Origin of the sequence: Streptococcus oralis, from assembly GCF_016028255.1 — a bacterium.
In the GTDB taxonomy this organism is placed as follows: domain Bacteria; phylum Bacillota; class Bacilli; order Lactobacillales; family Streptococcaceae; genus Streptococcus; species Streptococcus oralis_AC.
The window spans coordinates 1,052,770-1,074,636 of sequence record NZ_CP065707.1 but is presented as its reverse complement, the minus strand read 5'-3'; the positions used below and the strand labels follow the sequence as shown (position 1 = coordinate 1,074,636).

15 protein-coding genes are annotated in these 21,867 nt (G+C 42.2%); 4 read left to right on the top strand and 11 right to left on the bottom strand.

Features of this window, described 5'->3' with window-relative positions:
• Positions 1 to 227: 227 nt before the first annotated feature.
• The 5 genes from I6G42_RS05245 to I6G42_RS05225 form a co-directional block, all read right to left on the bottom strand.
• On the bottom strand, positions 228 to 1,001 hold the full coding sequence (locus I6G42_RS05245; RefSeq protein ID WP_000673624.1) for an HAD hydrolase family protein: 774 nt from the start codon (positions 999 to 1,001) through the stop codon (positions 228 to 230).
• Positions 1,002 to 1,005: 4 nt separating this feature from the next.
• Positions 1,006 to 1,863, bottom strand: coding sequence for a bifunctional methylenetetrahydrofolate dehydrogenase/methenyltetrahydrofolate cyclohydrolase (locus I6G42_RS05240; RefSeq protein WP_038804985.1), 858 nt, complete (start codon positions 1,861 to 1,863; stop codon positions 1,006 to 1,008).
• A gap of 148 nt (positions 1,864 to 2,011) precedes the next feature.
• Positions 2,012 to 2,332, bottom strand: a complete 321-nt coding sequence (locus tag I6G42_RS05235; protein ID WP_038804984.1) for a TfoX/Sxy family protein — start codon at positions 2,330 to 2,332, stop codon at positions 2,012 to 2,014.
• Positions 2,333 to 2,365: 33 nt separating this feature from the next.
• A complete protein-coding gene (locus I6G42_RS05230) occupies positions 2,366 to 3,100 on the bottom strand; it encodes an amino acid ABC transporter ATP-binding protein (RefSeq protein ID WP_038804982.1) in 735 nt (244 codons plus the stop codon).
• The gene (locus I6G42_RS05225; protein ID WP_038804981.1) at positions 3,100 to 3,783 is read right to left on the bottom strand and encodes an amino acid ABC transporter permease; all 684 of its coding nucleotides are present in this window, start codon (positions 3,781 to 3,783) and stop codon (positions 3,100 to 3,102) included. Before I6G42_RS05225 ends, I6G42_RS05230 begins: the two co-directional genes overlap by 1 nt.
• Positions 3,784 to 3,973: 190 nt before the next feature.
• Between I6G42_RS05225 and I6G42_RS05220 the strand changes: the two genes are divergently transcribed.
• From I6G42_RS05220 to I6G42_RS05205, 4 genes are all read left to right on the top strand, one after another.
• A complete protein-coding gene (locus tag I6G42_RS05220; RefSeq protein WP_000443579.1) occupies positions 3,974 to 4,204 on the top strand; it encodes a DUF1797 family protein in 231 nt (76 codons plus the stop codon).
• A 236-nt stretch (positions 4,205 to 4,440) separates the two neighbouring features.
• Positions 4,441 to 6,699 (top strand): ATP-dependent Clp protease ATP-binding subunit, encoded by a 2,259-nt coding sequence (locus I6G42_RS05215; RefSeq protein ID WP_038804980.1) that lies wholly within the window; start codon positions 4,441 to 4,443, stop codon positions 6,697 to 6,699.
• A gap of 130 nt (positions 6,700 to 6,829) precedes the next feature.
• A complete protein-coding gene (locus I6G42_RS05210; RefSeq protein WP_038804979.1) occupies positions 6,830 to 7,282 on the top strand; it encodes an NUDIX hydrolase in 453 nt (150 codons plus the stop codon).
• Between the two features lie 58 nt (positions 7,283 to 7,340).
• Complete coding sequence (locus tag I6G42_RS05205; protein ID WP_000767191.1) at positions 7,341 to 7,640, top strand: DUF1827 family protein; 300 nt, start codon at positions 7,341 to 7,343, stop codon at positions 7,638 to 7,640.
• 70 nt (positions 7,641 to 7,710) lie between these two features.
• On the opposite strand, the gene metK is transcribed toward I6G42_RS05205, so the two are convergent.
• The 6 genes from metK to I6G42_RS05175 form a co-directional block, all read right to left on the bottom strand.
• Entirely contained in the window at positions 7,711 to 8,901 is a 1,191-nt protein-coding gene (gene metK / locus I6G42_RS05200) for a methionine adenosyltransferase (RefSeq protein WP_000003926.1), read from the bottom strand.
• Between the two features lie 468 nt (positions 8,902 to 9,369).
• The gene (locus I6G42_RS05195; protein ID WP_038804977.1) at positions 9,370 to 10,713 is read right to left on the bottom strand and encodes a DEAD/DEAH box helicase; all 1,344 of its coding nucleotides are present in this window, start codon (positions 10,711 to 10,713) and stop codon (positions 9,370 to 9,372) included.
• Between the two features lie 246 nt (positions 10,714 to 10,959).
• A complete protein-coding gene (locus tag I6G42_RS05190; protein ID WP_197906183.1) occupies positions 10,960 to 17,754 on the bottom strand; it encodes an SHIRT domain-containing protein in 6,795 nt (2,264 codons plus the stop codon).
• 195 nt (positions 17,755 to 17,949) lie between these two features.
• Positions 17,950 to 18,765, bottom strand: coding sequence for an endonuclease/exonuclease/phosphatase family protein (locus tag I6G42_RS05185; RefSeq protein WP_038804975.1), 816 nt, complete (start codon positions 18,763 to 18,765; stop codon positions 17,950 to 17,952).
• A 51-nt stretch (positions 18,766 to 18,816) separates the two neighbouring features.
• The gene (locus I6G42_RS05180) at positions 18,817 to 21,003 is read right to left on the bottom strand and encodes a PTS transporter subunit IIBC (RefSeq protein ID WP_152417920.1); all 2,187 of its coding nucleotides are present in this window, start codon (positions 21,001 to 21,003) and stop codon (positions 18,817 to 18,819) included.
• 122 nt (positions 21,004 to 21,125) lie between these two features.
• Positions 21,126 to 21,743, bottom strand: a complete 618-nt coding sequence (locus I6G42_RS05175; RefSeq protein ID WP_038804974.1) for an IS30 family transposase — start codon at positions 21,741 to 21,743, stop codon at positions 21,126 to 21,128.
• Between the last annotated feature and the right edge of the window lie 124 nt (positions 21,744 to 21,867).

Sequence of the window (21,867 nt, the reverse complement as noted above, 5' to 3'; positions counted from 1 at the left end):
ACGCACCTTAAATTGCAATTATTTTCCATTAATTTAACCCAATAAAATGATATATAAGAAGGGGTCATTTAAAAGGAATAGTTGCAATGAAAATAGCTTTCGATTCTAGATTCTTTCTACTACAAATTGAATTCCATTAATATCTTTTTCAAACTTCAAATTTATAGTTTATAGACTGCATTACTCTACATAAAAAGAAGGCGAACCTTGTTCTACCTCCTTCTACACTATTTTCCCTTAAATTCCGCAAAAGTCTGTAAGATTTTGGCTGCTACTGCTGGAGAAGGAGCTCCTTTTAGCTCTAACGTTTCATCTGCATATGGAGTAAGGCCAGCAAAGTCTCCTATCTGAACTGAATAAAGAGATGTCTTAAACAGTTCAATATCGTTTTGATCATTTCCAAAGGCGATGAAGTTTTCCCCACATAACGTTTCAACTGTTGTAGCCTTGTGAGTATCTAAGGGGTTGACATAAAGACACTTTTCATGCGCATGATAAGACAGATGAGCCTGCCCCAGTCTTTCTAACTGACCAAGCAGATCATCAAGCAAATCCTCGTGGTCGCCCATATAAACGACTATCTTAATCGGAGTACCTAAGTCCTCGAGTTTCTGATGACGAGCTACCTTTAGGGGGTCCACACTGGAGAAAAATGGAATCTTCTCCACAATCTGACCACTATAGTCAAAGCAATCATCTACAAAGAAAGGGAGATTATAAGTCTGGCAATAATCCACTAGCGCCTGATAAACTTTAGCATCGAGATTCCTTTCGAAGATAGCCTTCCCCAGATGATAGGCTACGCCTCCATTCAACCCTATGACCAAGCGCTGACTGAGTTCGGAACCTAATAAACCCAAACAATCCCGATAAGAGCGAGCTGATGCAAACACAAGCTCATGACCATAATCTTCAGCCTTTAAAAGAACCTGCTGAATCTCCTCGTCTATGGTCATGTAGTCAAAAGATAGCGTTCCATCCAGGTCAAATACGAATTTCATTTTCCTAGTCCTTGTTTAGTGTTCGAAGCGCTGACTGATAGGTTTGCTCCATTAGCATGGTAATCGTCATAGGACCAACTCCACCAGGTACAGGTGTGATGTGACTAGCCAGTGGTGCAACAGCATCATAATCAACATCTCCACAAAGCTTGCCATTTTCATCTCGGTTCATCCCAACGTCAATGACAACCGCTCCTGGTTTGACAAAGTCAGCAGTCACAAACTTAGCGCGACCGATTGCAACGACAAGAATATCTGCTTGCGATGCTACTTGAGCTAGATCTTCTGTACGGGAATGAGTTAGAGTAACAGTAGCATTCTTGGCTAAAAGAAGCTGAGCCATCGGTTTTCCAACGATATTTGAACGACCGATGACAACCGCATTTTTACCTTCTAGATCAATCCCATATTCATGAAACATTTCCATAATTCCTGCAGGTGTCGAAGGAATCATAACTGGATGACCAGACCAGAGGCGACCCATGTTTAGGGGATGGAAACCATCCACATCTTTTTCGGGGTCAATGGCTAATAAAACTGCCTCTTCATCGATATGTTTGGGTAAAGGTAACTGAACCAAAATCCCATGCCAAGCTGAATCTTGATTGTATTTAGCAATCAAGTCCAACAATTCCGCTTGGGTAATGGTCTCAGGAACTCGCACTACTTCACTACGGAAACCAGCAGCAAGAGCTGACCGTTCCTTGTTGCGAACGTAGACTTGGCTGGCAGGATTGTCCCCCACCAAAATCACCACCAAGCCTGGAACTAGACCTGTTTCTTCTTTTAGTTTAGCCGTCTTCTCAGCCAACTGTCCTTGTAACTTAGCCGCAAGAGCCTTCCCATCGATAATCTGAGCCATATCTCTTCTCTTTTCTATCAAATATCCTCTATTATATCAAAAAATAACTCGCCATTCTAACACTTCTTGCCTAATGGACCCTATAGTCTGAAACTATAAGAAAAAGCTCGTATCGAGCTTTTATGCCTATTTATACTAGGTAAATTTGTCATGCTTTCTTTTTGACTTTTGGAGCCGGTAAGACTTCATACATCTCCTTGATTAATCTCGCTAGAAATGACTTATCTTCAAGGTCTTCTAGTAGAATCATCTCTTTTGCTCCTTCATAAGGACGTTCAAGCCTAGTCTGTCCCAGTTGACCCAAAACTACCTTCACAGGCTTCAGTAACAGACGATTATCATAGATTCCCACAATAATCTTACCACGATGATAAAGAATATACTCTCCCATCATTGGACGATAACTCATCTCCTCTAGCTCTGATAGCTGTTCGAGAATAAAATCTAAATATTCTTTACTGGAAGCCATAATGCCTACTCCATTTCTTCTAAAAATGAGGTCTTACAAAACCTTACTTAAAAATTCCTTGGTCCGTTGTTCTTTTGTTTGATTGAAAATCTCCTCTGGCCTTCCATCTTCGACAACAACTCCATCCGCCATAAAGATAACACGGTCTGCTACCTCACGCGCAAAACCCATTTCATGAGTCACAATCACCATAGTCATCCCTGATTTAGCGAGGTCTTGCATAACAGCTAGAACTTCTCCAACCATCTCAGGGTCTAGGGCTGAAGTCGGCTCATCAAAGAGCAAAACATCTGGCTCCATAGCAAGTCCACGTGCAATGGCAATCCGTTGCTGCTGACCACCTGACAAACTCTGAGGATAGGCCTTTGCCTTATCTGGCAAGCCAACTTTTTCTAACAGTTCCTGTGCTCTTTTCTCCGCAACTTCCTTGCTTTCACCTTTGGTTTTAATTGGTGACAAAGTGATATTTTCCATCACTGTCATATTGGGAAAGAGGTTGAATTGTTGGAATACCATACCCATCTTTTCACGCATGGCAAAAAGGTCATTTTTCTTATCTGTGATATCGACTCCTTCAAAGATAACCTTACCTTTACTTGCTTCTTCAAGGAGATTCATCGAACGAAGGAGAGTTGATTTCCCGCTCCCTGACGGACCAATAATGACCACAACTTCTCCTCGTTTAATCTCAAGGTCAATCCCTTTCAAGACTTCATTCTTCCCAAAAGACTTATGCAAGCCTTCAATTTTTATCAAGGTTTCTGTCATTATTTTTTGTCTCCTTGTCCAATGTAATTTTCAAATGCCTTCAAAGCCACTGTCAAAACAGAAGTCATAATCAAGTAATAAAAGGCTGCAAATAAGAGAGGCGTTAGAGGTAGATAGGTCGTCGTTGCTACCGTTGTAGCTCCATTCCAAAGTTCCATGACTCCGATTGTTGACAAAAGCGAACTATCCTTGATAATGGTGATAAATTCATTTCCCAGAGCTGGAAGAATATTCTTGATAGCTTGTGGCAAAATGACATAACGCATGGCATTTTTCGGACGAATCCCAAGAGAGTATGCGGCCTCTAACTGACCTTTAGAAACCGCATTGATCCCCGCACGAACAGTTTCTGAAACGTAAGCTCCACTGTTCATCGAGATAATCAGAATACCAGGAATCAAACGAGAAAGATCAACTCCTAAAATTCCCACTTGAATAGTCGGAGCATTGATATGCATAAGAGCAAAGGCAATCATAATCTGAACCATCATCGGTGTTCCTCGGAAAATCCATACATAGATATTCGCAAACCAGACAAGAGGTTTAAAACGTGAGCGTTGAGCAAAGGCCAATAAGACACCTAGAATGGTACCGAAAAAGACTACCAGAATTGAAATCACTACAGTGATAAGAGCTCCGTAATTAAAATAAGGTAAATACTTTGGTAAAAAGGAAAAATTCATATAAACTCAGCTTTCTAAACATTAGTTTGTATGATTATAACATATCTTGAATTAAAATTCAATATTTTTTCACTGATTTTCACCAATAATTTTATGCAAAAGAGAAATAGCGAGAAATCTTAGTTTTTTCTAGTCAAGTCCCCGTGGTTTATGGTAAAATAGTAACGATAAGAAATGGAGGAGAATCATAATGGAATCACATTTGGTTAGAATCATCAACCGCCTAGAAGCTATGACAAAAGATGGCGGAAATCTAAAACGTAATTTTGAACGTGAAGGAGTTGTTGTTGCAGAAGTTGCATACAGCTATGACGAAGAAAACGGATCACTCTTCACCCTTCGCGATGTTGAAGCACGTGAAACTTATACCTTTGATAGCATTGATTTGATTGCAATGGAGATCTACGAACTCCTTTACTAGTATAAAAACAACGGGCAGTAAGGCCCGATGAATGAGAATCCTTTTTGTCACCACAAATGGGATTTTTTTTACCTTCAATGTCGCTGGATTCTCCATAAATCCTTCTTTTAAAAACGACCACTTCCCAATCTTTTTACTTGCTTTACACCTTAATCATGCTATAATGAGAGTATAAAACTTTGACTATTCTTGACCTTTTTCTTAGGCCAAGAATAAGAATGAAATGAGGTAGATGTATGCTCTGTCAAAACTGTAAAATAAACGACTCAACAATTCATCTGTATACCAATATCAATGGACAGCAAAAACAAATTGATCTCTGTCAAAATTGCTATAAAATTATCAAAACAGACCCAAACAATACCCTCTTTAAAGGAATGACTGACCTAAACAATCGTGACTTTGATCCTTTCGGAGACTTTTTCAATGATTTGAACAATTTCAGACCTTCTTCTAATAACATTCCTCCCACTCAATCAGGTGATGGTCACGGTGGAAATGGGGGTTATGGGCCTCAAAACCGCGGTCCACTTCAAACACCTCCTAGCCAAGAAAGAGGACTCCTAGAGGAATATGGTATCAACATTACTGAGATTGCTCGTAGAGGAGATATTGACCCTGTTATCGGTCGAGATGAGGAGATTATTCGCGTTATCGAAATCCTCAACCGTCGAACAAAAAACAATCCTGTCCTCATCGGAGAACCAGGTGTTGGTAAAACAGCCGTTGTGGAAGGTCTAGCTCAGAAGATTGTCGATGGCGATGTTCCCCATAAACTCCAAGGCAAGCAGGTCATCCGTCTGGATGTGGTCAGTCTAGTTCAAGGAACAGGGATTCGAGGCCAATTTGAAGAGCGTATGCAAAAGCTCATGGAAGAGATACGCAAACGTGAGGATATCATTCTCTTTATCGACGAAATCCATGAAATTGTCGGTGCGGGATCTGCTGGCGATGGCAATATGGATGCAGGAAATATCCTCAAACCTGCCCTTGCCCGTGGTGAATTGCAACTGGTCGGTGCTACTACTCTCAATGAATACCGCATCATTGAAAAAGATGCTGCTTTGGAGCGCCGTATGCAGCCTGTCAAGGTAGATGAACCAACTGTCGAAGAAACCATTACCATCCTCAAAGGGGTTCAAAAGAAATACGAAGACTACCATCACGTCAAGTATACCGATGCTGCTATCGAAGCAGCTGCTACTCTTTCCAATCGTTACATCCAAGATCGTTTCTTGCCTGACAAGGCTATTGACCTTTTAGACGAAGCCGGTTCAAAGATGAATTTGACGCTGAACTTTGTTGATCCTAAAGTGATTGATCAACGCTTGATTGAAGCTGAAAATCTCAAGGCACAAGCTACACGAGAGGAAGACTTTGAAAAAGCTGCCTACTTCCGTGATCAGATTGCCAAGTACAAGGAAATGCAAAAGAACAAGGTGACCGATCAGGATACTCCAATCATCAGCGAGAAAACGATTGAACATATCATCGAGCAGAAAACCAATATCCCTGTTGGGGAGCTAAAAGAAAAAGAACAGTCTCAATTGATCCATCTAGCAGAAGACCTCAAGGCCCATGTTATCGGACAAGACGAGGCTGTCGATAAGATTGCCAAAGCCATCCGTCGTAATCGTGTTGGACTTGGTACTCCCAACCGCCCAATCGGAAGTTTCCTCTTTGTCGGACCAACTGGTGTCGGTAAGACAGAACTTTCCAAACAACTAGCCATTGAGCTCTTTGGTTCTGCTAACAGCATGATTCGCTTTGATATGAGTGAATACATGGAAAAACACAGCGTGGCTAAGTTAGTCGGAGCCCCTCCAGGCTATGTCGGCTACGATGAAGCTGGTCAGTTAACGGAAAAAGTTCGTCGCAATCCTTACTCTCTCATCCTTCTCGATGAAGTTGAAAAAGCCCACCCAGATGTGATGCACATGTTCCTCCAAGTCTTGGACGATGGTCGTTTGACTGATGGGCAAGGACGAACAGTTAGCTTTAAGGATGCCATCATTATCATGACCTCAAATGCGGGTACTGGTAAGGCCGAAGCCAGCGTTGGTTTTGGAGCTGCTCGTGAAGGTCGAACCAACTCTGTTCTCGGTGAACTCGGCAACTTCTTTAGTCCTGAGTTTATGAACCGTTTTGACGGCATCATCGAATTTAAACCTCTCAGCAAGGACAACCTTCTCCAAATCGTCGAACTCATGCTAGCAGATGTCAACAAACGCCTCTCCAGCAACAATATCCACCTTGATGTGACAGACAAGGTCAAGGAAAAGTTGGTTGACTTGGGATATGATCCAAAAATGGGAGCACGGCCACTCCGCCGTACCATTCAAGACCATATCGAGGATGCTATCACAGACTACTACCTTGAAAACCCAAGTGAAAAAGACCTCAAGGCAATTATGACAAGCAATGGCAAGATTCAAATCAAATCTGCCAAGAAAAGTGAGAAAGCAGAAGAGAATGCTTCTGAAAAAGAAGAATAAAACGATCTAACAGGTGCAGGAAGTCTATCATTTTCTGCACCTTTTTTACTAAAATAACTGTTTATTCTTGACAGCTTGCCCCTCGTCCATTATGATAATAATAAAGATACTAGAGAATGAGGAAAATGCAATGGTAAACCCAACTTTTGGTGAAAAAAAAGAGAATGTGACCTACCAGCCCCGCTATGGTGTGTACGCAGTTATTCCGGATGCGGAAAAAAAACAAATCGTTCTAGTTCAAGCTCCCAATGGGGCTTGGTTCTTGCCAGGCGGAGAGATTGAAGCAGGCGAAGACCATCAAGAAGCACTGAAGAGAGAACTAATCGAAGAACTAGGCTTTACAGCTGAAATCGGAACCTATTATGGGCAAGCTGATGAGTATTTTTACTCTCGCCACCGTGATACCTACTACTACAATCCAGCTTATCTCTATGAAGCCACTTCTTTCCAAGAAGTACAAAAACCATTAGAAGATTTTAATCATATTGCTTGGTTTCCTATTGATGAAGCAATTGAAAAACTCAAACGTGGTAGCCATAAATGGGGAATAGAAGCTTGGAAAATTCAGCATAGAATTGACTAAAATACACGATTTTATCCAAAAAGTGCTATAATAGAGTTAGAAAATTGGAGGAACTATTATGAAGCTTATCAACACGACTAATTCACACTCGCAACTTGTTAAAAGCCAATTAGAAAGCACAGACGCAACTCTTGTCGAGGTCTATTCTGCTGGAAACACAGATGTGATTTTCACTCAAGCTCCGCTTCACTATGAAATCCTCATTTCCAACAAACACCGCGCTATTCGTGAACCGGAAATCGAAACCATCCAAGATTTCTTCATGAAACGCAAAATCGATAAAGATAATATCGATGAAGCTAATATCAAGACGCTTTATTCAGATAAATTGATTGAAATTTCTATTCCTACAAAATAAGAAAGTCAGCCATAAGCTGGTTTTCTTTTGCAAAAAAGATTGGTAGTGCACAGCTACCAATCTTTTAGTTTTATTTCACAGCTTCTTTCAAAGCCTCTACCTTGTCCAAACGTTCCCATGGAAGGTCAATATCTGTACGTCCCATGTGTCCATAAGCCGCTGTTTGACGGTAAATTGGACGTTTAAGATCCAGCATTTGGATAATTCCTGCAGGGCGAAGATCAAAGGTTTGACGCGCTGCTTTTTCAAGTTTGCTTTCAGCTACTGTTCCTGTACCGAAAGTATCGATACGAACAGAAACAGGCTGTGCCACACCGATGGCATAGGCCAATTGCACTTCTACTTTCTTAGCAAGACCTGCTGCAACGATATTCTTGGCAATGTAGCGAGCTGCATATGACGCAGAACGATCCACCTTAGTCGCATCCTTACCAGAGAAGGCACCGCCACCATGACGAGAATAGCCACCATAGGTATCCACGATGATCTTACGACCAGTCAAACCTGAGTCTCCTTGAGGTCCACCGATTACAAAGCGGCCAGTCGGATTGATGAAGAATTTTGTTTGCTCATCCAAGTAAGAAGCGGGAATAACTTCTTTGATAACCTTGTTAATCACATCTTGATGGATTTGTTCATTAGTAGCTTCTGGATCGTGCTGAGTTGAAATAACGACTGTGTCCACACGTACTGGACGATCATTTTCATCGTACTCAACTGTAACTTGTGATTTGGCATCTGGACGAAGATAGCTGATTTCACCAGACTTACGAAGTTCTGCTAAACGACGAACCAACTTGTGGCTAAGTGAGATTGGTAAAGGCATGAGTTCTTCTGTCTCATCCACTGCAAATCCAAACATGAGACCTTGGTCACCAGCACCAATCAAGTCAAGCGGATCTTGATCTGCACTTCCACGGACTTCCAAGGCTTCATTAACACCTTGGGCGATATCCGGCGACTGCTCAACAAGCGATGGATGAACTCCAACTGTTTCCGCAGAAAAACCATATTCTGCATTCGTATAACCAATCTCTGCAATGGTATCACGAACCACACGGTTGATATCCACATAGGCATTTGTAGAAATTTCACCAAAAACATGGACAGAACCAGTGTATACAGCTGTCTCAGCAGCAACGTGCGCCTCTGGATCCTTTGCTAAAATAGCATCCAAAATCGCATCTGAAATTTGGTCTGCAATCTTATCTGGATGCCCCTCAGATACAGATTCAGACGTGAATAATTTACGTTCTGACATAAAAATGTCCCCCCTTAAAAAATATTGTTATAGAGTTACAAAGTACTGATAGGTATTTCTATAGTCTAAGAGTTACGACGCGAAAGAAATAAAACGATACTTTTTTATTTCTGAAGCTAGTAAGGCGCATAAGGTGACCGCATTATAGCGGCAACCGTAGAAGGACGAGCGACTTTGGAGCCATCATTCTTTGCGAGTTACGACGCAAAAGAAATAAAAACGATGTTTTTTTATTTCTGAAGCTAGTAAGGCGCATAGGGTGACCGCTTAATAGCGGCAACCGTAGAAGGACGAGCGACTTTGGAGTCATCATTCTTTGCGAGTTACAAAGTACTGATAGAAATTTCTACCATCTTATCGGGACTATATAACCTTATCATTATACCACTTTTTACTTTTTTTTGCAGTATTTTTGAAAATTCATAAAACGAAGTTAGAAAAAGGAGCCATTCAGCTCCAATTTTGTTCTTAGAAAGTTTGGCGTTTGGCTTTTCGCTCAGCACGCCCACGTGCGCGATTTTCAGCACGCTTGGTTTTACGGCGTTTTTCATCCACCGCCCATTGAATCTTCTTCTTATAGCCTGGTTTGACTTTTTTCTTTTTCTTTTTAACCAAGCCAATCATTTCAATATCAAGCTTATCCTGCTTCTTTTCACGATTAGCACGACGATCACGGTCATATGTATCTTGAAACTCTCCGTCTTTGACCATCTTAGGAGTAAACTTGATACCTAATTTTTCCAACTCACGGATATCCGAGTCATCACTTGGCTGGTAAAGGGTAATAGCTGTACCAGGCAGACCGTTACGCCCAGTCCGTCCAACTCGGTGAACAAAGAAGGACAAGTCTTGCGGAATGGCGTCATTGATGACATGGCTAACACCTTCAATGTCAATTCCACGCGCTGCTAAATCCGTTGCGACAATGTACTCAAAATCAAGATTTTTCACCTGATTCATGATTCGCTTTCGCTCGCGAGGAGCAATATCCCCATGAATCTTAGCTACCTTCAAGCCTTGAGCAGTCAAGTATGCATGCAATTCATCAGCACGCGTTTTAGTGTTGACAAAAATCATTGCCAAATAAGGTTGCATGACTTGAGTCAACTCATAAATCTGAGCATTCTTATCTCGGCCCTTGGTCGAAACCAACCAGTTTTCAATGGTATCAGAGATGACTGTTTTTGTTTTGATTTTTTCCATGACAGGATTTGACAAGTATTTTTTCAAGAACGGTTGCAATTTTTGAGGAATCGTCGCTGAAAAAACCATGAATTGCAAGTCTTTTGGAAGGCTCCCTGCAATCTTATCAACGGTTTCCAAGAATCCCATATCCAAGGTCATATCGGCTTCATCGACAACAAAGGTCTTGGCCTTGTGAATGGCTAAATCACCAGATTTGACCAAGTCATAGATACGCCCTGGAGTCCCGATGACAATATGGGGTTGGTTGCTGGCAAGTTTTTCAATCTGACGCGCCTTATCCGTACCGCCAACATAGTTAACCACACGGACTTCGACATCTGAGTGGGCCGCAATCTGACGAGCTGCTTGGTAAATCTGAGTAGCTAACTCACGACTTGGAGCCGTAATGACCGCTTGCACACTATCACTAGTTTCATCTAATTGCTGGAAAATGGGTAGCAAGAAAGTGTGGGTCTTTCCTGAACCTGTTTTTGACTCGCCCACCAAATCACGACCCGCCAAGACAATAGGAATCAACTTTTCCTGAACTTCGGTAGGAGTTGTAAACTTCAACTCCTCCAAAGCCTTTTCTATGTAGTTTTTAAACTGAAATTTCGTAAATGACATATTATCCTCAATTCTATTCTTCCAACCATTATAACATATTTTGTTCTTTTTCTGTAGCCACACTTATCTGACCGATCATAAAGCTCTCAACTTCTCCAATACCTCTCTTAGACTAGAAACGTAAAAAGAGAAGACCAAATTGGTCTTCTCTCAGCCTTTAGCTTGCGACTCAGATAGATTTGTTAAACAATCAAGAGGTGCTTAAGAATCTTTTAAAAGTCGAAAGTTTCTAGATAAAATTAGTGCTTAATCATCTTCACGCTTGCGACCAAGAAGCAACGCTGCTAGACCTGCAAGAAGAGAGCTAGTCATTAGACCAGTGAGTGAAAGCGGTGCAGTGCTACCTGTGTTTGGTAATGTAGCTTGTTTTTCCTTTTCTCCTGCTGGACTTTGAGCTGGTGGATTCTCTTCAGGTTTTCTTGGTTGAAGTCTATTTACCTGATTATTATCAGCCCCCTGCTCTTCCCCTAGCTTCACTGGTGGAACTGGATTTGGTTGAGGTACTGGTTGCGGAACCGGTTGTGGTTGTGGCGTTGGTGCAGGCTGTGGTTGTGGACTAGGATCTTGCTTAGCTTCAAAAATCCACTTACCGACGAAGGTTAGATTTGCCCCCTCTTCCACTTCTTGGTAACCTAGGAATGTCCATGTACCATTTGCAACAGCAACTTCTACAGGCATCGGTGCTTCTGGAACGAAAGCAATCGCTGCAGAAGAACTTGTAGTATATGTTCCACTTTGTGGAAGTAAACTCAATACTTCTGCTGGCAAGTTGTTGTCTGCGGTTGCACTTTCGAAGCGGTAAGTCACTTGATAGGTTTCAGTTACCGGTGCAGGCAAAACATTAACTGGTACAGACACTTCAGTAGAAGAACCATCTGGATAGTCAACTCGTACCTTACCTGTGTAAGTTCCTGGTTTTGTTGTGTCAATTTGACCTGCAGGTGTGATATCAACTACCTTAGTGCCAGCTGGAAGGCTTGGCAAGTTCGTCACATTATCGGTCAAGTCAGGTGTTTGTCCAACCTTGATAGTTTCTTCCGTTACCTGAGGCGTATAAGTTTCCGCATTTGTCGGATTCGCCTTGAATTCCCATTTGCCTACAAACTCAACATCGGACTTGTTGACAACGGCGCTATCTGCGTCATAATCCTTGAAGGTCCAAGTACCATCATTCACACTATCTGTGTAAGTGGTTTGGGATGGTTGCTGAGCAGAAACAGTGTCACCATTCTCATATGTTGCACTGTCGCTTGGAGTCAAGGCTGCGATGGCTGCTGGAAGAGACTGACCTGCTGTGGCGCTCTCAAAGCGGTAAGTAGCCTGGTACTTGTTGGCTTCAAAGGACCATTTCCCTACAAACTCTACATTTGCCTTGTTGACAACGGCGCTAGCTGCGTCGTAACCCTTGAAGGTCCATGTGCCGTCGTTCACAGTATCTGTGTATGTGGTTTGGGATGGTTGTTGAGCGGAAACAGAGGCACCATTCACATAAGTTGCACTGTCACTTGGAGTCAAGGCTGCGATGGCTGCTGAAAGAGACTTACCTGCTGTCTCACTCTCGAAGCGGTAAGTAGCTTGGTACTTCTTAGCTTCAAAGGACCATTTCCCTACAAACTCTACATTTGCCTTGTTGACCACAGCGCTAGCTGCGTCGTAACCCTTGAATGTCCAGATGCCGTCGTTCACTGCGTCGGTGTACGTGGTTTGAGATGGTTGCTGAGCGGAAACAGAGGCACCATTCACATAAGTTGCACTGTCACTTGGAGTCAATGCTGCGATGGCTGCTGGAAGAACCTTACCTGCTGTCTCACTCTCGAAGCGGTAACTTGCTTGGTACTTGTTGGCTTCAAAGGCCCATGTACCTACAAACTCCACATTTGCCTTGTTCACGACTGCATTGGCTGCGTCGTAACCCTTAAAGGTCCATGTGCCGTCGTTCACTGCGTCGGTGTAAGTGGTTTGGGATGGTTGTTGAGCGGAAACAGAGGCACCATTCACATATGTTGCACTGTCACTTGGAGTCAAGGCTGCGATGGCTGCTGGAAGAACCTTACCTGCTGTTGCGCTCTCGAAGCGATAACTTGCTTGATACTTGTTAGCTTCAAAGGCCCATGTACCTACAAACTCTACATTTGACTTGTTGACCACAGCGCTAACTGCGTCATATCCCTTGAAGGTCCAAGTGCCATCGTTCACTGCATCGGTGTAAGTAGTTTGGGATGGTTGCTGAGCGGAAACAGAGGCACCATTCACATAAGTTGCACTGTCACTTGGAGTCAATGCTGCGATGGCTGCTGGAAGAACCTTACCTGCTGTCTCACTCTCGAAGCGATAACTTGCTTGATACTTGTTAGCTTCAAAGGCCCATGTACCTACAAACTCTACATTTGCCTTGTTGACAACGGCGCTAACTGCGTCGTAACCCTTGAAGGTCCATGTGCCGTCGTTCACAGTATCTGTGTAAGTGGTTTGAGATGGTTGTTGAGCGGAAACAGAGTTACCATTCACATATGTTGCACTGTCACTTGGAGTCAATGCTGCGATGGCTGCTGGAAGAGCTTTTCCTGATGTTGCGCTCTCGAAGCGGTATGTTGCTTGGTACTTGTTAGCTTCAAAAGCCCATTTTCCTACAAACTCAACATCGGACTTATTGACTACAGCGCTATCTGCGTCGTAACCCTTGAAGGTCCATGTGCCGTCGTTCACTGCGTCGGTGTAAGTGGTTTGGGATGGTTGTTGAGCGGAAACAGAGTCTCCATTCACATAAGTTGCACTGTCACTTGGAGTCAAGGCTGCGATGGCTGCTGGAAGAACCTTACCTGCTGTTGCGCTCTCGAAGCGGTAACTTGCTTGATACTTGTTAGCTTCAAAGGCCCATGTACCTACAAACTCTACATTTGCCTTGTTGACTACAGCGCTAGCTGCGTCATAGCCCTTGAAGGTCCAGATGCCGTCGTTCACTGCGTCGGTGTAAGTGGTTTGGGATGGTTGTTGAGCGGAAACAGAGGCACCATTCACATAAGTTGCACTGTCGCTTGGGGTCAATGCTGCGATGGCTGCTGGAAGTGCTTTTCCTGCTGTCTCACTCTCGAAGCGATAAGTAGCTTGATACTTGTTAGCTTCAAAGGCCCATTCCCCTACAAACTCTACATTTGCCTTGTTGACTACAGCGCTAGCTGCGTCATAGCCCTTGAAGGTCCAGATGCCGTCGTTCACAGGATCTGTGTAAGTGGTTTGGGATGGTTGTTGAGCGGAAACAGAGGCACCATTCACATATGTTGCACTGTCACTTGGAGTCAATGCGGCGATGGCTGCTGGAAGAGCTTTACCTACTGTCGCGCTCTCGAAGCGGTAAGTAGCTTGATACTTGTTAGCTTCAAACTTCCACTTACCTGTGAAAGTCAAATCAGCTTTTTTCACAAACTTACTTTTGGCATCGTAACCAAGGAAAGTCCAGGTACCATCGTTCATATCATCTTTGTAAGTCTTTGTTGTCGGCTCTTCTGGTACAACTTTTTGCGTGTTGTAATAGCTTGAGCTGTCTTTTGGTGCTTTCTTCTGGATAAATTCAGGCAAATCAACACCAGCCGTTTCGCTTTCAAAAGTATAGCTTACATGATGCGGTCTAGGCGTTGCTTCCCAGATACCTGTAAATGTCACGCGCTTGCCATTATAGGTCGCATTCTTCTGATCGTAACCTTTGAAGGTCCAGACATAGTCTTTTTCTTCTTCAACTACTGATTCTTTAGCAGGTTGTTTGGCTACAATGGTGTCTCCAACCTTATAAGAAGCCTCATCATTTGGAAGCATTCCCAAAACACTTTGTGGCAATGGAACACCTGCTTTAGATGATTTGAATACATATTCTGGATTTGGAGTAGGCACCCAGCTTCCAAGGAAAGTCTGTCTGCCCTTTCCTACAACAATTTTTTCTTTATCGTATCCTGCAAATGTCCAAGTCACTTTATTCGCTGTATCAACATAAGTCGTTTCACTTGGTTGTTCAGCCAGAATTTCCTTAGGATATAACTTGTAATCATAAGGATTTTTCGGAGTCAACTTGGTGATATGATCTGGTAGTGCAAAAGCAGGATTGGTTGATTGGAACTGATAATCTATACCATTTGGCGCAAAGCTCCAAGATCCTGTGATGGTCTTCACTTTCGTACCTGCAATAGCTTTTCCGTATTTATCCGCATCAAAACCATGGAAGGTCCAAGTACCTGTCGGAACAGTTACTGTGGTTGTGTCAAGTTTGCTTGCATCTTTGTAATCATCAGCTCGTGCAACGAAATCAGTGCCAGCTGGAAGCATATCACGAATCTTATTTGGAAGAGGATACGCAGGAGTCGAGTTAGTGAATTTATACTCCACTCTGTAGATCGTATCAGACTGATCAGTAGGAACCAAGATCCATCTTCCTCTGAAGCGAACATCTTCTGTCCCTACTGTTTTCACACGTGAGGAAATAGTCGTGTTATCATCTTCATAGAAGTCATCAAATACCCAAGTCCCTCTGCCATCAGGATCCTCAAATCTTGTTTTAGATGGCATTTTAACGCGAGCTTTTTCACCCTTGACAAATTCTCTTTCATAAGTGATTAGATCATACAAAGTATGTGGTGGGTAGATTAAATTACCAGAAGAATCTTTTGAATCTGTATAGAAGTCATAGTAGACACTATGCTTGGTCGGTTCAAAGACCCAGTGGAGAGTGTAAGTAGAGTCCTCATCATCAGTTGGTTTTTCTATCTTCTCAGGAGCAATAAACTTCCAAGTACCATCATTATCATCATCTGTGTATGTATAGAAACTTTCAATGACATATCTAACATTATCAGAATAATCTTTCGGAGATGTCGTGATAGGAGCTGGAATTTGTGCCTTCAGATCATCTGGAATAGCCTTCCCTGGGGTATCACTGACAAAGTCAAAGGAAACAGTCTTATCTCTGTGTGGTGTGAAAGACCAAGTACCTGTAAAGAGAACTTTATCTTGATTAACTACCTTGCTATTAGCGTCATAGCCATCAAATTTCCAAGTTCCCTCGTTATCAAAGTCCATGTAGGTCGTCTCACGTGGATATTCCGCAAATACAGTTTCGCCATTTTTGTAAGTATTTGTATTACTTGGCGTCAAGGCCTTAACTGCAGCTGGTAGAGATCGACTAGGATCTGAGCTAACAAACTCATAGTTTTCTGAGTACTTATCCGCTACAAAAGTCCAAGTACCTGTAAACTTAAGGTTCCATCCTTTATGATCCCACTCACTTACTGGTTTTTCAGTAAAATCGTAGCCTGTAAAGGTCCAGGTACCCTTGTTAACTGCATCATAGTAGGACTCTTGAGTCGGTCTAACAGACTCAACCATCTCACCTTTCGGGTATTGCTTTCTCTTTGCATACTCCCATTCAGGCATATCTACCGGCTTCAGATTATTGATCTCAGCAGGTAGTGCTTTGCCAGCAGTCCCACTGAGAAACTCGTAAGTCGGTTTCCGAGGAACCCCTTTAAATACAAACTCCAATGGCATTGTAACTTTTGGCAATTCCCCATATGTAGCCGCCCGCTCTAGTTCACGACTGAAGGTTAAATCTACGATATCTTCCTCAAAGGTCCAATTTCCTTCATTTTCCGCATCATAAAAGGGTTTGTAGACACCTTGAACTTCATCGTAGCGAAGCAAAGCTGCTACCGTATCCCGTATATCTTGAGGTAAATGCTCATCACGTTTATCAAACTGATTGAGAGAAAGCTTGTAATCGTATAGCTTACTTTCTAGATCTTTTATCTCCTTAGGAAGAGGTAATTTATATTCGTCACGTGAGGTCTTAGGACTACTTGGTAAATGATAAAAATTCTCAAAATCGTGCTGGTTCATAGGTTTGTAGGATACAGTGACATCCTCAAAGTATTTCCAAGTTCCTACGAACTCTACATCGCCATTGTTTGCCACTTTACTTGGAGCATCAAAGCCAGTCAAAGCCCAATAGCCTTTTCGGTTAGGAAATTCTTCTGAAGTATAAAAAACATAGTGAAATTCTTGTGCTTTTACTACTTCACCCTCAGCAAATCTTCTTTTATCTTCTGGACTCCAATTTGCAACATAAGATGGCAAAGTTTTTCCAGGTGATCCATTAACCGCTCTATAGGTAGCCTTATATGGTGTCGGCGTAAATTCCCACTTACCTGTGAAGACAACATCATCTTTGTCAATCACCTGACTATCATGGTCATAGCCCTTAAAGGTCCATCTACCACTTCCATCATACTCTACATAAGTTGTTTCAGTTGGCTGGATGGCTTTTACTTTATCGCCCTTTTTGTAGATTGTTGTGTCTTCTGGCTTCAAGTAGTTCAGACCAAATGGAACCGTTTTTCCTGGTGTAGCACTTTCAAACCAATAAAGTGCTGAGCGAGGAGTCTTATCCTTGTCTGGGATGACTTTCGGATTTTTATCACGAAGACCTGAATTGACAAAGGTCACGAGATTGCGATAAACTTTATCAATTTCTTCTTGCTTTGTTGCAGTTTGAAGCACACTATCAGCAGCTGTCATCACGCCATTCAAGATTTCTAGACTATCGTCTGTCTTACTTGAAAAGTCCTTGCTGCGCAACTCTTTGAGGTAGTTCTCCAAAGTGCTCTTGTTTAGACTAGCATTTGCTGGAGTTGCTTGGGCAGTGCCTGCAGCTGGCTGGCTTGTGCCTGTAGCTGGCTGGCTTGTGCCTGTAGCTGGCTGAGCATTTTTAAAAGCAGTCGAATCTGTCGCTTCACTTGTCTCTGCTACCGCAGATTCAGAAGATTTCAAAGTAACTTGATTTTCTTTCTGACGCTCTGCTTGCTCTATTGTAGAAGAGCCCACCGAGACCTGATTCTCTGCCTTATTCTCCACTTGTTCAGTAGCCGTAAGCTCATCAGCTTGAGCTACTTGAGCGGCCCCCATGACCGCAGGCGCAAACAAAAATCCAATCGCAAGTGACACAGTAGCAACTGACAATTTGCGGATTGAATATTTTATCTTTCTATCCTGAAAAAACATTCCAGTCCTCCTTTTATTTCATAATTACTATTTTATCATAAATAGTTGATATTATCGATTTTTTTGACCGTGAATTTTTAAAAATTTATTTGTGGATATTTTCTCATAATATACAAATATACAAGAAACTTTCTTCTCTAAAATTGTGATTTTTGTAAAAAAATGAAAGGAATCGCTCCCTTTCATTTTTTGCTTTTATTTCCAATTTAATACCGCGTTCAAACCATAGTGGTCGCTGACTTGTGGACTATTCTGACCATCAAAAACCACATGCAAACTTTCGACTTCCAGCTCTTTTGTCGTAAAGACATAATCAATTCGAAGTGGTTCGGTATTTCCTTTCCAACCATCAATTTCTGGTGGAACGGTATAGCTACCGCTTCTCTCCTTAGCAACTTCAAAAGCATCTTGCAAATCCAGTGGACTAGCTAAAATCGCTTGGTAGCCTTCCTGACCAGCTGGATTATTAAAATCACCTGCTAAAATCAGAGGTTTGTTCAAACCTTTCAGCACAGCCTCAAATCGAGCCCATTCTTCCTGGAAACCTTTATCCCACCAAGAGAGATGGACGCTTGCAAGAGCAAGCTCCTTGCCTTCAACCTCTGTCTCTGCCAAGGCGACACGGCGAGTATGGTAGTCCGTTGGGTCATCTACATCAGACACTAAAATTTCACGCGCCTTAATAGGCGTTTTAGATAAGATTGCCACACCTTCATGGTAGCGGTCATAGCCGATATGATTGTAAGCCCAAGTCCAGTAGTAATTCTTCCCTTTCTCAGACAATTTTTCAACTAAAAGTCTCACATAGTGGTCTTGATGAATGGGTTCTGCCGCTGGTAAAGCTTGATAAAGATGATCAACCTCTACCTCAGGCAAAGTAATTTCTTGATTGATTTCTTGGAAGCAAATCAAATCATAGTCTTTTTCAAGAATATCCTGGAGCAAGAGCTGGAATTTTTCTTCTGCTTCCTTCTCCATCCAACTGTGGGTATTGAGTGTTAAAAATTTCATGCTTTTCTCCTAAAACAAGAGGTTGGAAAACAGCTTCCAACCTCAAGTATATTACAATTCTACTTTAGCAACTGCTGTTTTAGCTACAAGAGAACCAGTTTGTTCTAATTTAACAGATTTGAGAACATCTCCATTTGTGAAGACAACCACTGTTGAAGTTTCACGACCTGCTGCACGGATAGCATCCAAGTCAGCTGTAACAAGAAGATCACCAGCAGCAACCTTTTGTCCTTCAGAAACGTGAACTGTGAATGGTTTACCTTCAAGGCTTACAGTATCCAAACCGATGTGAACAAGTACTTCAAGACCTGCTTCAGTCACAAGACCAAGAGCGTGTTTTGTTGGGAAGATACTTGATACAGTACCAGAAACTGGAGATACGATATTTCCATTGGCTGGTTCTACTGCAAAACCATCACCCATCATTTTTTGAGCAAAAACTGGGTCTTTCACTTGTTCCAAGGCAATGACTTGACCGTCAGCTACTGAGTAGACTTCCTCAGTTACACCTTTAAAATGTACAGTATTTTGTTGAGCTTCTGTCATTTGACTTGGAAGAGTTTCAGGAATTACTTCACCTGAGTCAAGGATATCTTGGATATCAGATTTCAACACGTCAGCTTTTGGTCCATAGATAGCTTGGACACCTTGTCCTTTCATGACAAGTCCCATAGCTCCTTCTGCTTTCCATTCTTCCTCAGTACCAACGCGATCTGCATCCTTAACAGTTACACGAAGACGAGTCATACATGCATCTACATCTACAATGTTTGCACGACCACCAAGAAGGTTAATGATATTTACAGCTTGAGAAGCAGCGGCAACTTTTGTTTCACCTGGAGCTGCATCTTCTGATGCTCCTTCAGCAGTTTCATAGTTTCCGTTACGTCCTGGAGTTGCATAGTTGAATTTCTTAATCATGAAGTTCGCGATGAAGTACATGATCACTGCAAAGAGGACAGTTACCCAGATAAAGTTAATAATATCCATACCAAGACCAGCGTTGATAGCTAGCGGAGTACGAGTCAAGAATTCAATTGAACCGAATGAGTGCATACGAAGGTGAACAATATCCGCCATAGCAAAGGCAGCACCTTGAACAAGAGCATACACTAGGTAAAGAGGCGTTGCGATAAACATAAACATATACTCGATAGGTTCAGTAACCCCTGTCAAGAATGTTGCAAGGGCTGTCGCAATCATCATACCCTTGTATTGGTGTTTCTTGTCAGCATCAACATTGCGGTAGATAGCAACGATGACACCCATCAAGATACCGAATGAACCGATCATTTGACCAACTTTGAAACGAGCTGGAGTGATAGTTGTAAGAAGGTGTTGGTATTGGTCAGCATTTGAACCTTTAAGGTTAACAAGGTCTGTTACCCATGCAAGCCATAGTGGGTCTTGACCAAATACTTGAGTACCTTTAGCTGCACCAGTTAAAATGTCATAAGTACCACCAAGAGCTGTGTAGTTCATTGGGATAGTCAACATATGGTGAAGACCAAATGGCAAGAGCAAACGTTCCAAGGTACCATACAAGAATGGTGCGAGAACTGGCGCAGTTTCTTGTGAGTTGGCAATCCAGATACCAAAGCTATTGATACCTGTTTGAACTACTGGCCAGAAAGCAGCAAGTAGAATTGCAGCGATTGCTGAACGAAGAATAACAACAAACGGTACAAAACGTTTCCCGTTGAAGAATGAAAGTGCGTCTGGAAGTTTACGGTAGTTGTAGTATTTGTTAAAGGCAGTTGCCCCTACAAAACCAGAGATAATCCCTACAAAAACACCCATGTTCAATGCTGGTGCTTCAAGAACACTGATGAAGTAATCAGCAACTTTGATTGAGCCTCCAAAGAGAGTAGTGACCATAGCCTCAGGGTTTTTCAGCATATCACTTGTAACTCCAAAGATAGTACCAGTGATACGGTTAATCAAGATGAAGGCAAGACCAGCGGCGAAAGCACCACCAGCGCGCTCTTTAGCCCAGCTTCCTCCAATAGCGAGGGCAAACAAAATATGAAGGTTACCGATAACCCCCCAACCAATTTGCTCTAGTACGCCACCAGTAATAACTAGGGGAGCAAGGTTTGGGTCAATCATTGCAAGTGACTTACCGATTGAAATCATCAATCCAGCGGCTGGCATAACAGCAATAACCACCATCAAAGCCTTACCGAATTTCTGCCAAAACTCGAAAGACAAGACATTTTTGAATGTAGCTTTCATCATTCAAATCTCCTTTATTTTATTTAGGCAAACGTTTTACGAAAACGTTTGCACTTGTTTATACTCTAATTATACCACTTTATTTTTTTTTGTAAAGGCTTTTATAAAAAAATTTTCCGTTTTTCTTAAATTTTTATACAAGTGCTAAATTTCAAGTTCAAGTTAGCCAGCAAGCAGTCTTCTCTGGGCGACTTGTAGTCCAAGCATTTTTTAGGATAGTTATTGATCCAGTTTTCGATGGAGGCGACTTCTTTGGAAGTCGTTTTCTTGGTTCCTTTAGGTAACCATCTACGAATGAGCCTGTTGTGATTCTCATTTGTTCCCCTTTCCCAAGAGGCATAGGGGTGTGCATAGTAGATATGTTCCTTAGAAAACACATCAGATAAGCGGTTGAATTCGGCTCCATTATCTGCCGTGATGGAAAGAATCTTGTGTTGTCTTAAGATAAGTTTTAGAGCCTGATTGACAGACTCAGCGATTTTATTTGGAATTGATCGAATGATTTGGTGTCTGCTCCTTTGATCCGTCAAGGCCAGTAGACAGTAGTTTTTCGCTTTGAAACGTCCCTTTCCAATACATTGTAGGACTGTACCACGCTTGATTTCATTGTGGATGGTCTGAGGAGCTTTTCCAAGTAGAGAGGCGATTTCTCTATTTGATTTCTCTTCATTTTTCCATCGTTCGATTAAGCGACGACTATGGATTGTCAAGTGTTTAGCTTTTGTAGTATAATTGATTTGCATCTCTGTGCCTTTCTTGTGTTTGTGGTGAACAACAAGTCTAACACAGAGGTGTTTTCTTATGCCTATAACTAGATTTCATTTAACAACATAGACTAGTTGAACCAGCTCATTTTTAGGAAAGTTG

Excerpts from the sequence above, each read along its gene's own strand:
- I6G42_RS05240 (WP_038804985.1), bottom strand. The coding sequence starts at position 1,863 with ATGGCTCAGATTATCGATGGGAAGGCTCTTGCGGCTAAGTTACAAGGA.
- I6G42_RS05175 (WP_038804974.1), bottom strand. The coding sequence starts at position 21,743 with ATGCAAATCAATTATACTACAAAAGCTAAACACTTGACAATCCATAGT.
- I6G42_RS05210 (WP_038804979.1), top strand. The coding sequence starts at position 6,830 with ATGGTAAACCCAACTTTTGGTGAAAAAAAAGAGAATGTGACCTACCAG.
- I6G42_RS05245 (WP_000673624.1), bottom strand. The coding sequence starts at position 1,001 with ATGAAATTCGTATTTGACCTGGATGGAACGCTATCTTTTGACTACATG.
- I6G42_RS05220 (WP_000443579.1), top strand. The coding sequence starts at position 3,974 with ATGGAATCACATTTGGTTAGAATCATCAACCGCCTAGAAGCTATGACA.
- I6G42_RS05190 (WP_197906183.1), bottom strand. The coding sequence starts at position 17,754 with ATGTTTTTTCAGGATAGAAAGATAAAATATTCAATCCGCAAATTGTCA.
- I6G42_RS05215 (WP_038804980.1), top strand. The coding sequence starts at position 4,441 with ATGCTCTGTCAAAACTGTAAAATAAACGACTCAACAATTCATCTGTAT.
- I6G42_RS05195 (WP_038804977.1), bottom strand. The coding sequence starts at position 10,713 with ATGTCATTTACGAAATTTCAGTTTAAAAACTACATAGAAAAGGCTTTG.
- metK (WP_000003926.1), bottom strand. The coding sequence starts at position 8,901 with ATGTCAGAACGTAAATTATTCACGTCTGAATCTGTATCTGAGGGGCAT.
- I6G42_RS05225 (WP_038804981.1), bottom strand. The coding sequence starts at position 3,783 with ATGAATTTTTCCTTTTTACCAAAGTATTTACCTTATTTTAATTACGGA.
- I6G42_RS05180 (WP_152417920.1), bottom strand. The coding sequence starts at position 21,003 with ATGATGAAAGCTACATTCAAAAATGTCTTGTCTTTCGAGTTTTGGCAG.
- I6G42_RS05230 (WP_038804982.1), bottom strand. The coding sequence starts at position 3,100 with ATGACAGAAACCTTGATAAAAATTGAAGGCTTGCATAAGTCTTTTGGG.
- I6G42_RS05205 (WP_000767191.1), top strand. The coding sequence starts at position 7,341 with ATGAAGCTTATCAACACGACTAATTCACACTCGCAACTTGTTAAAAGC.
- I6G42_RS05235 (WP_038804984.1), bottom strand. The coding sequence starts at position 2,332 with ATGGCTTCCAGTAAAGAATATTTAGATTTTATTCTCGAACAGCTATCA.
- I6G42_RS05185 (WP_038804975.1), bottom strand. The coding sequence starts at position 18,765 with ATGAAATTTTTAACACTCAATACCCACAGTTGGATGGAGAAGGAAGCA.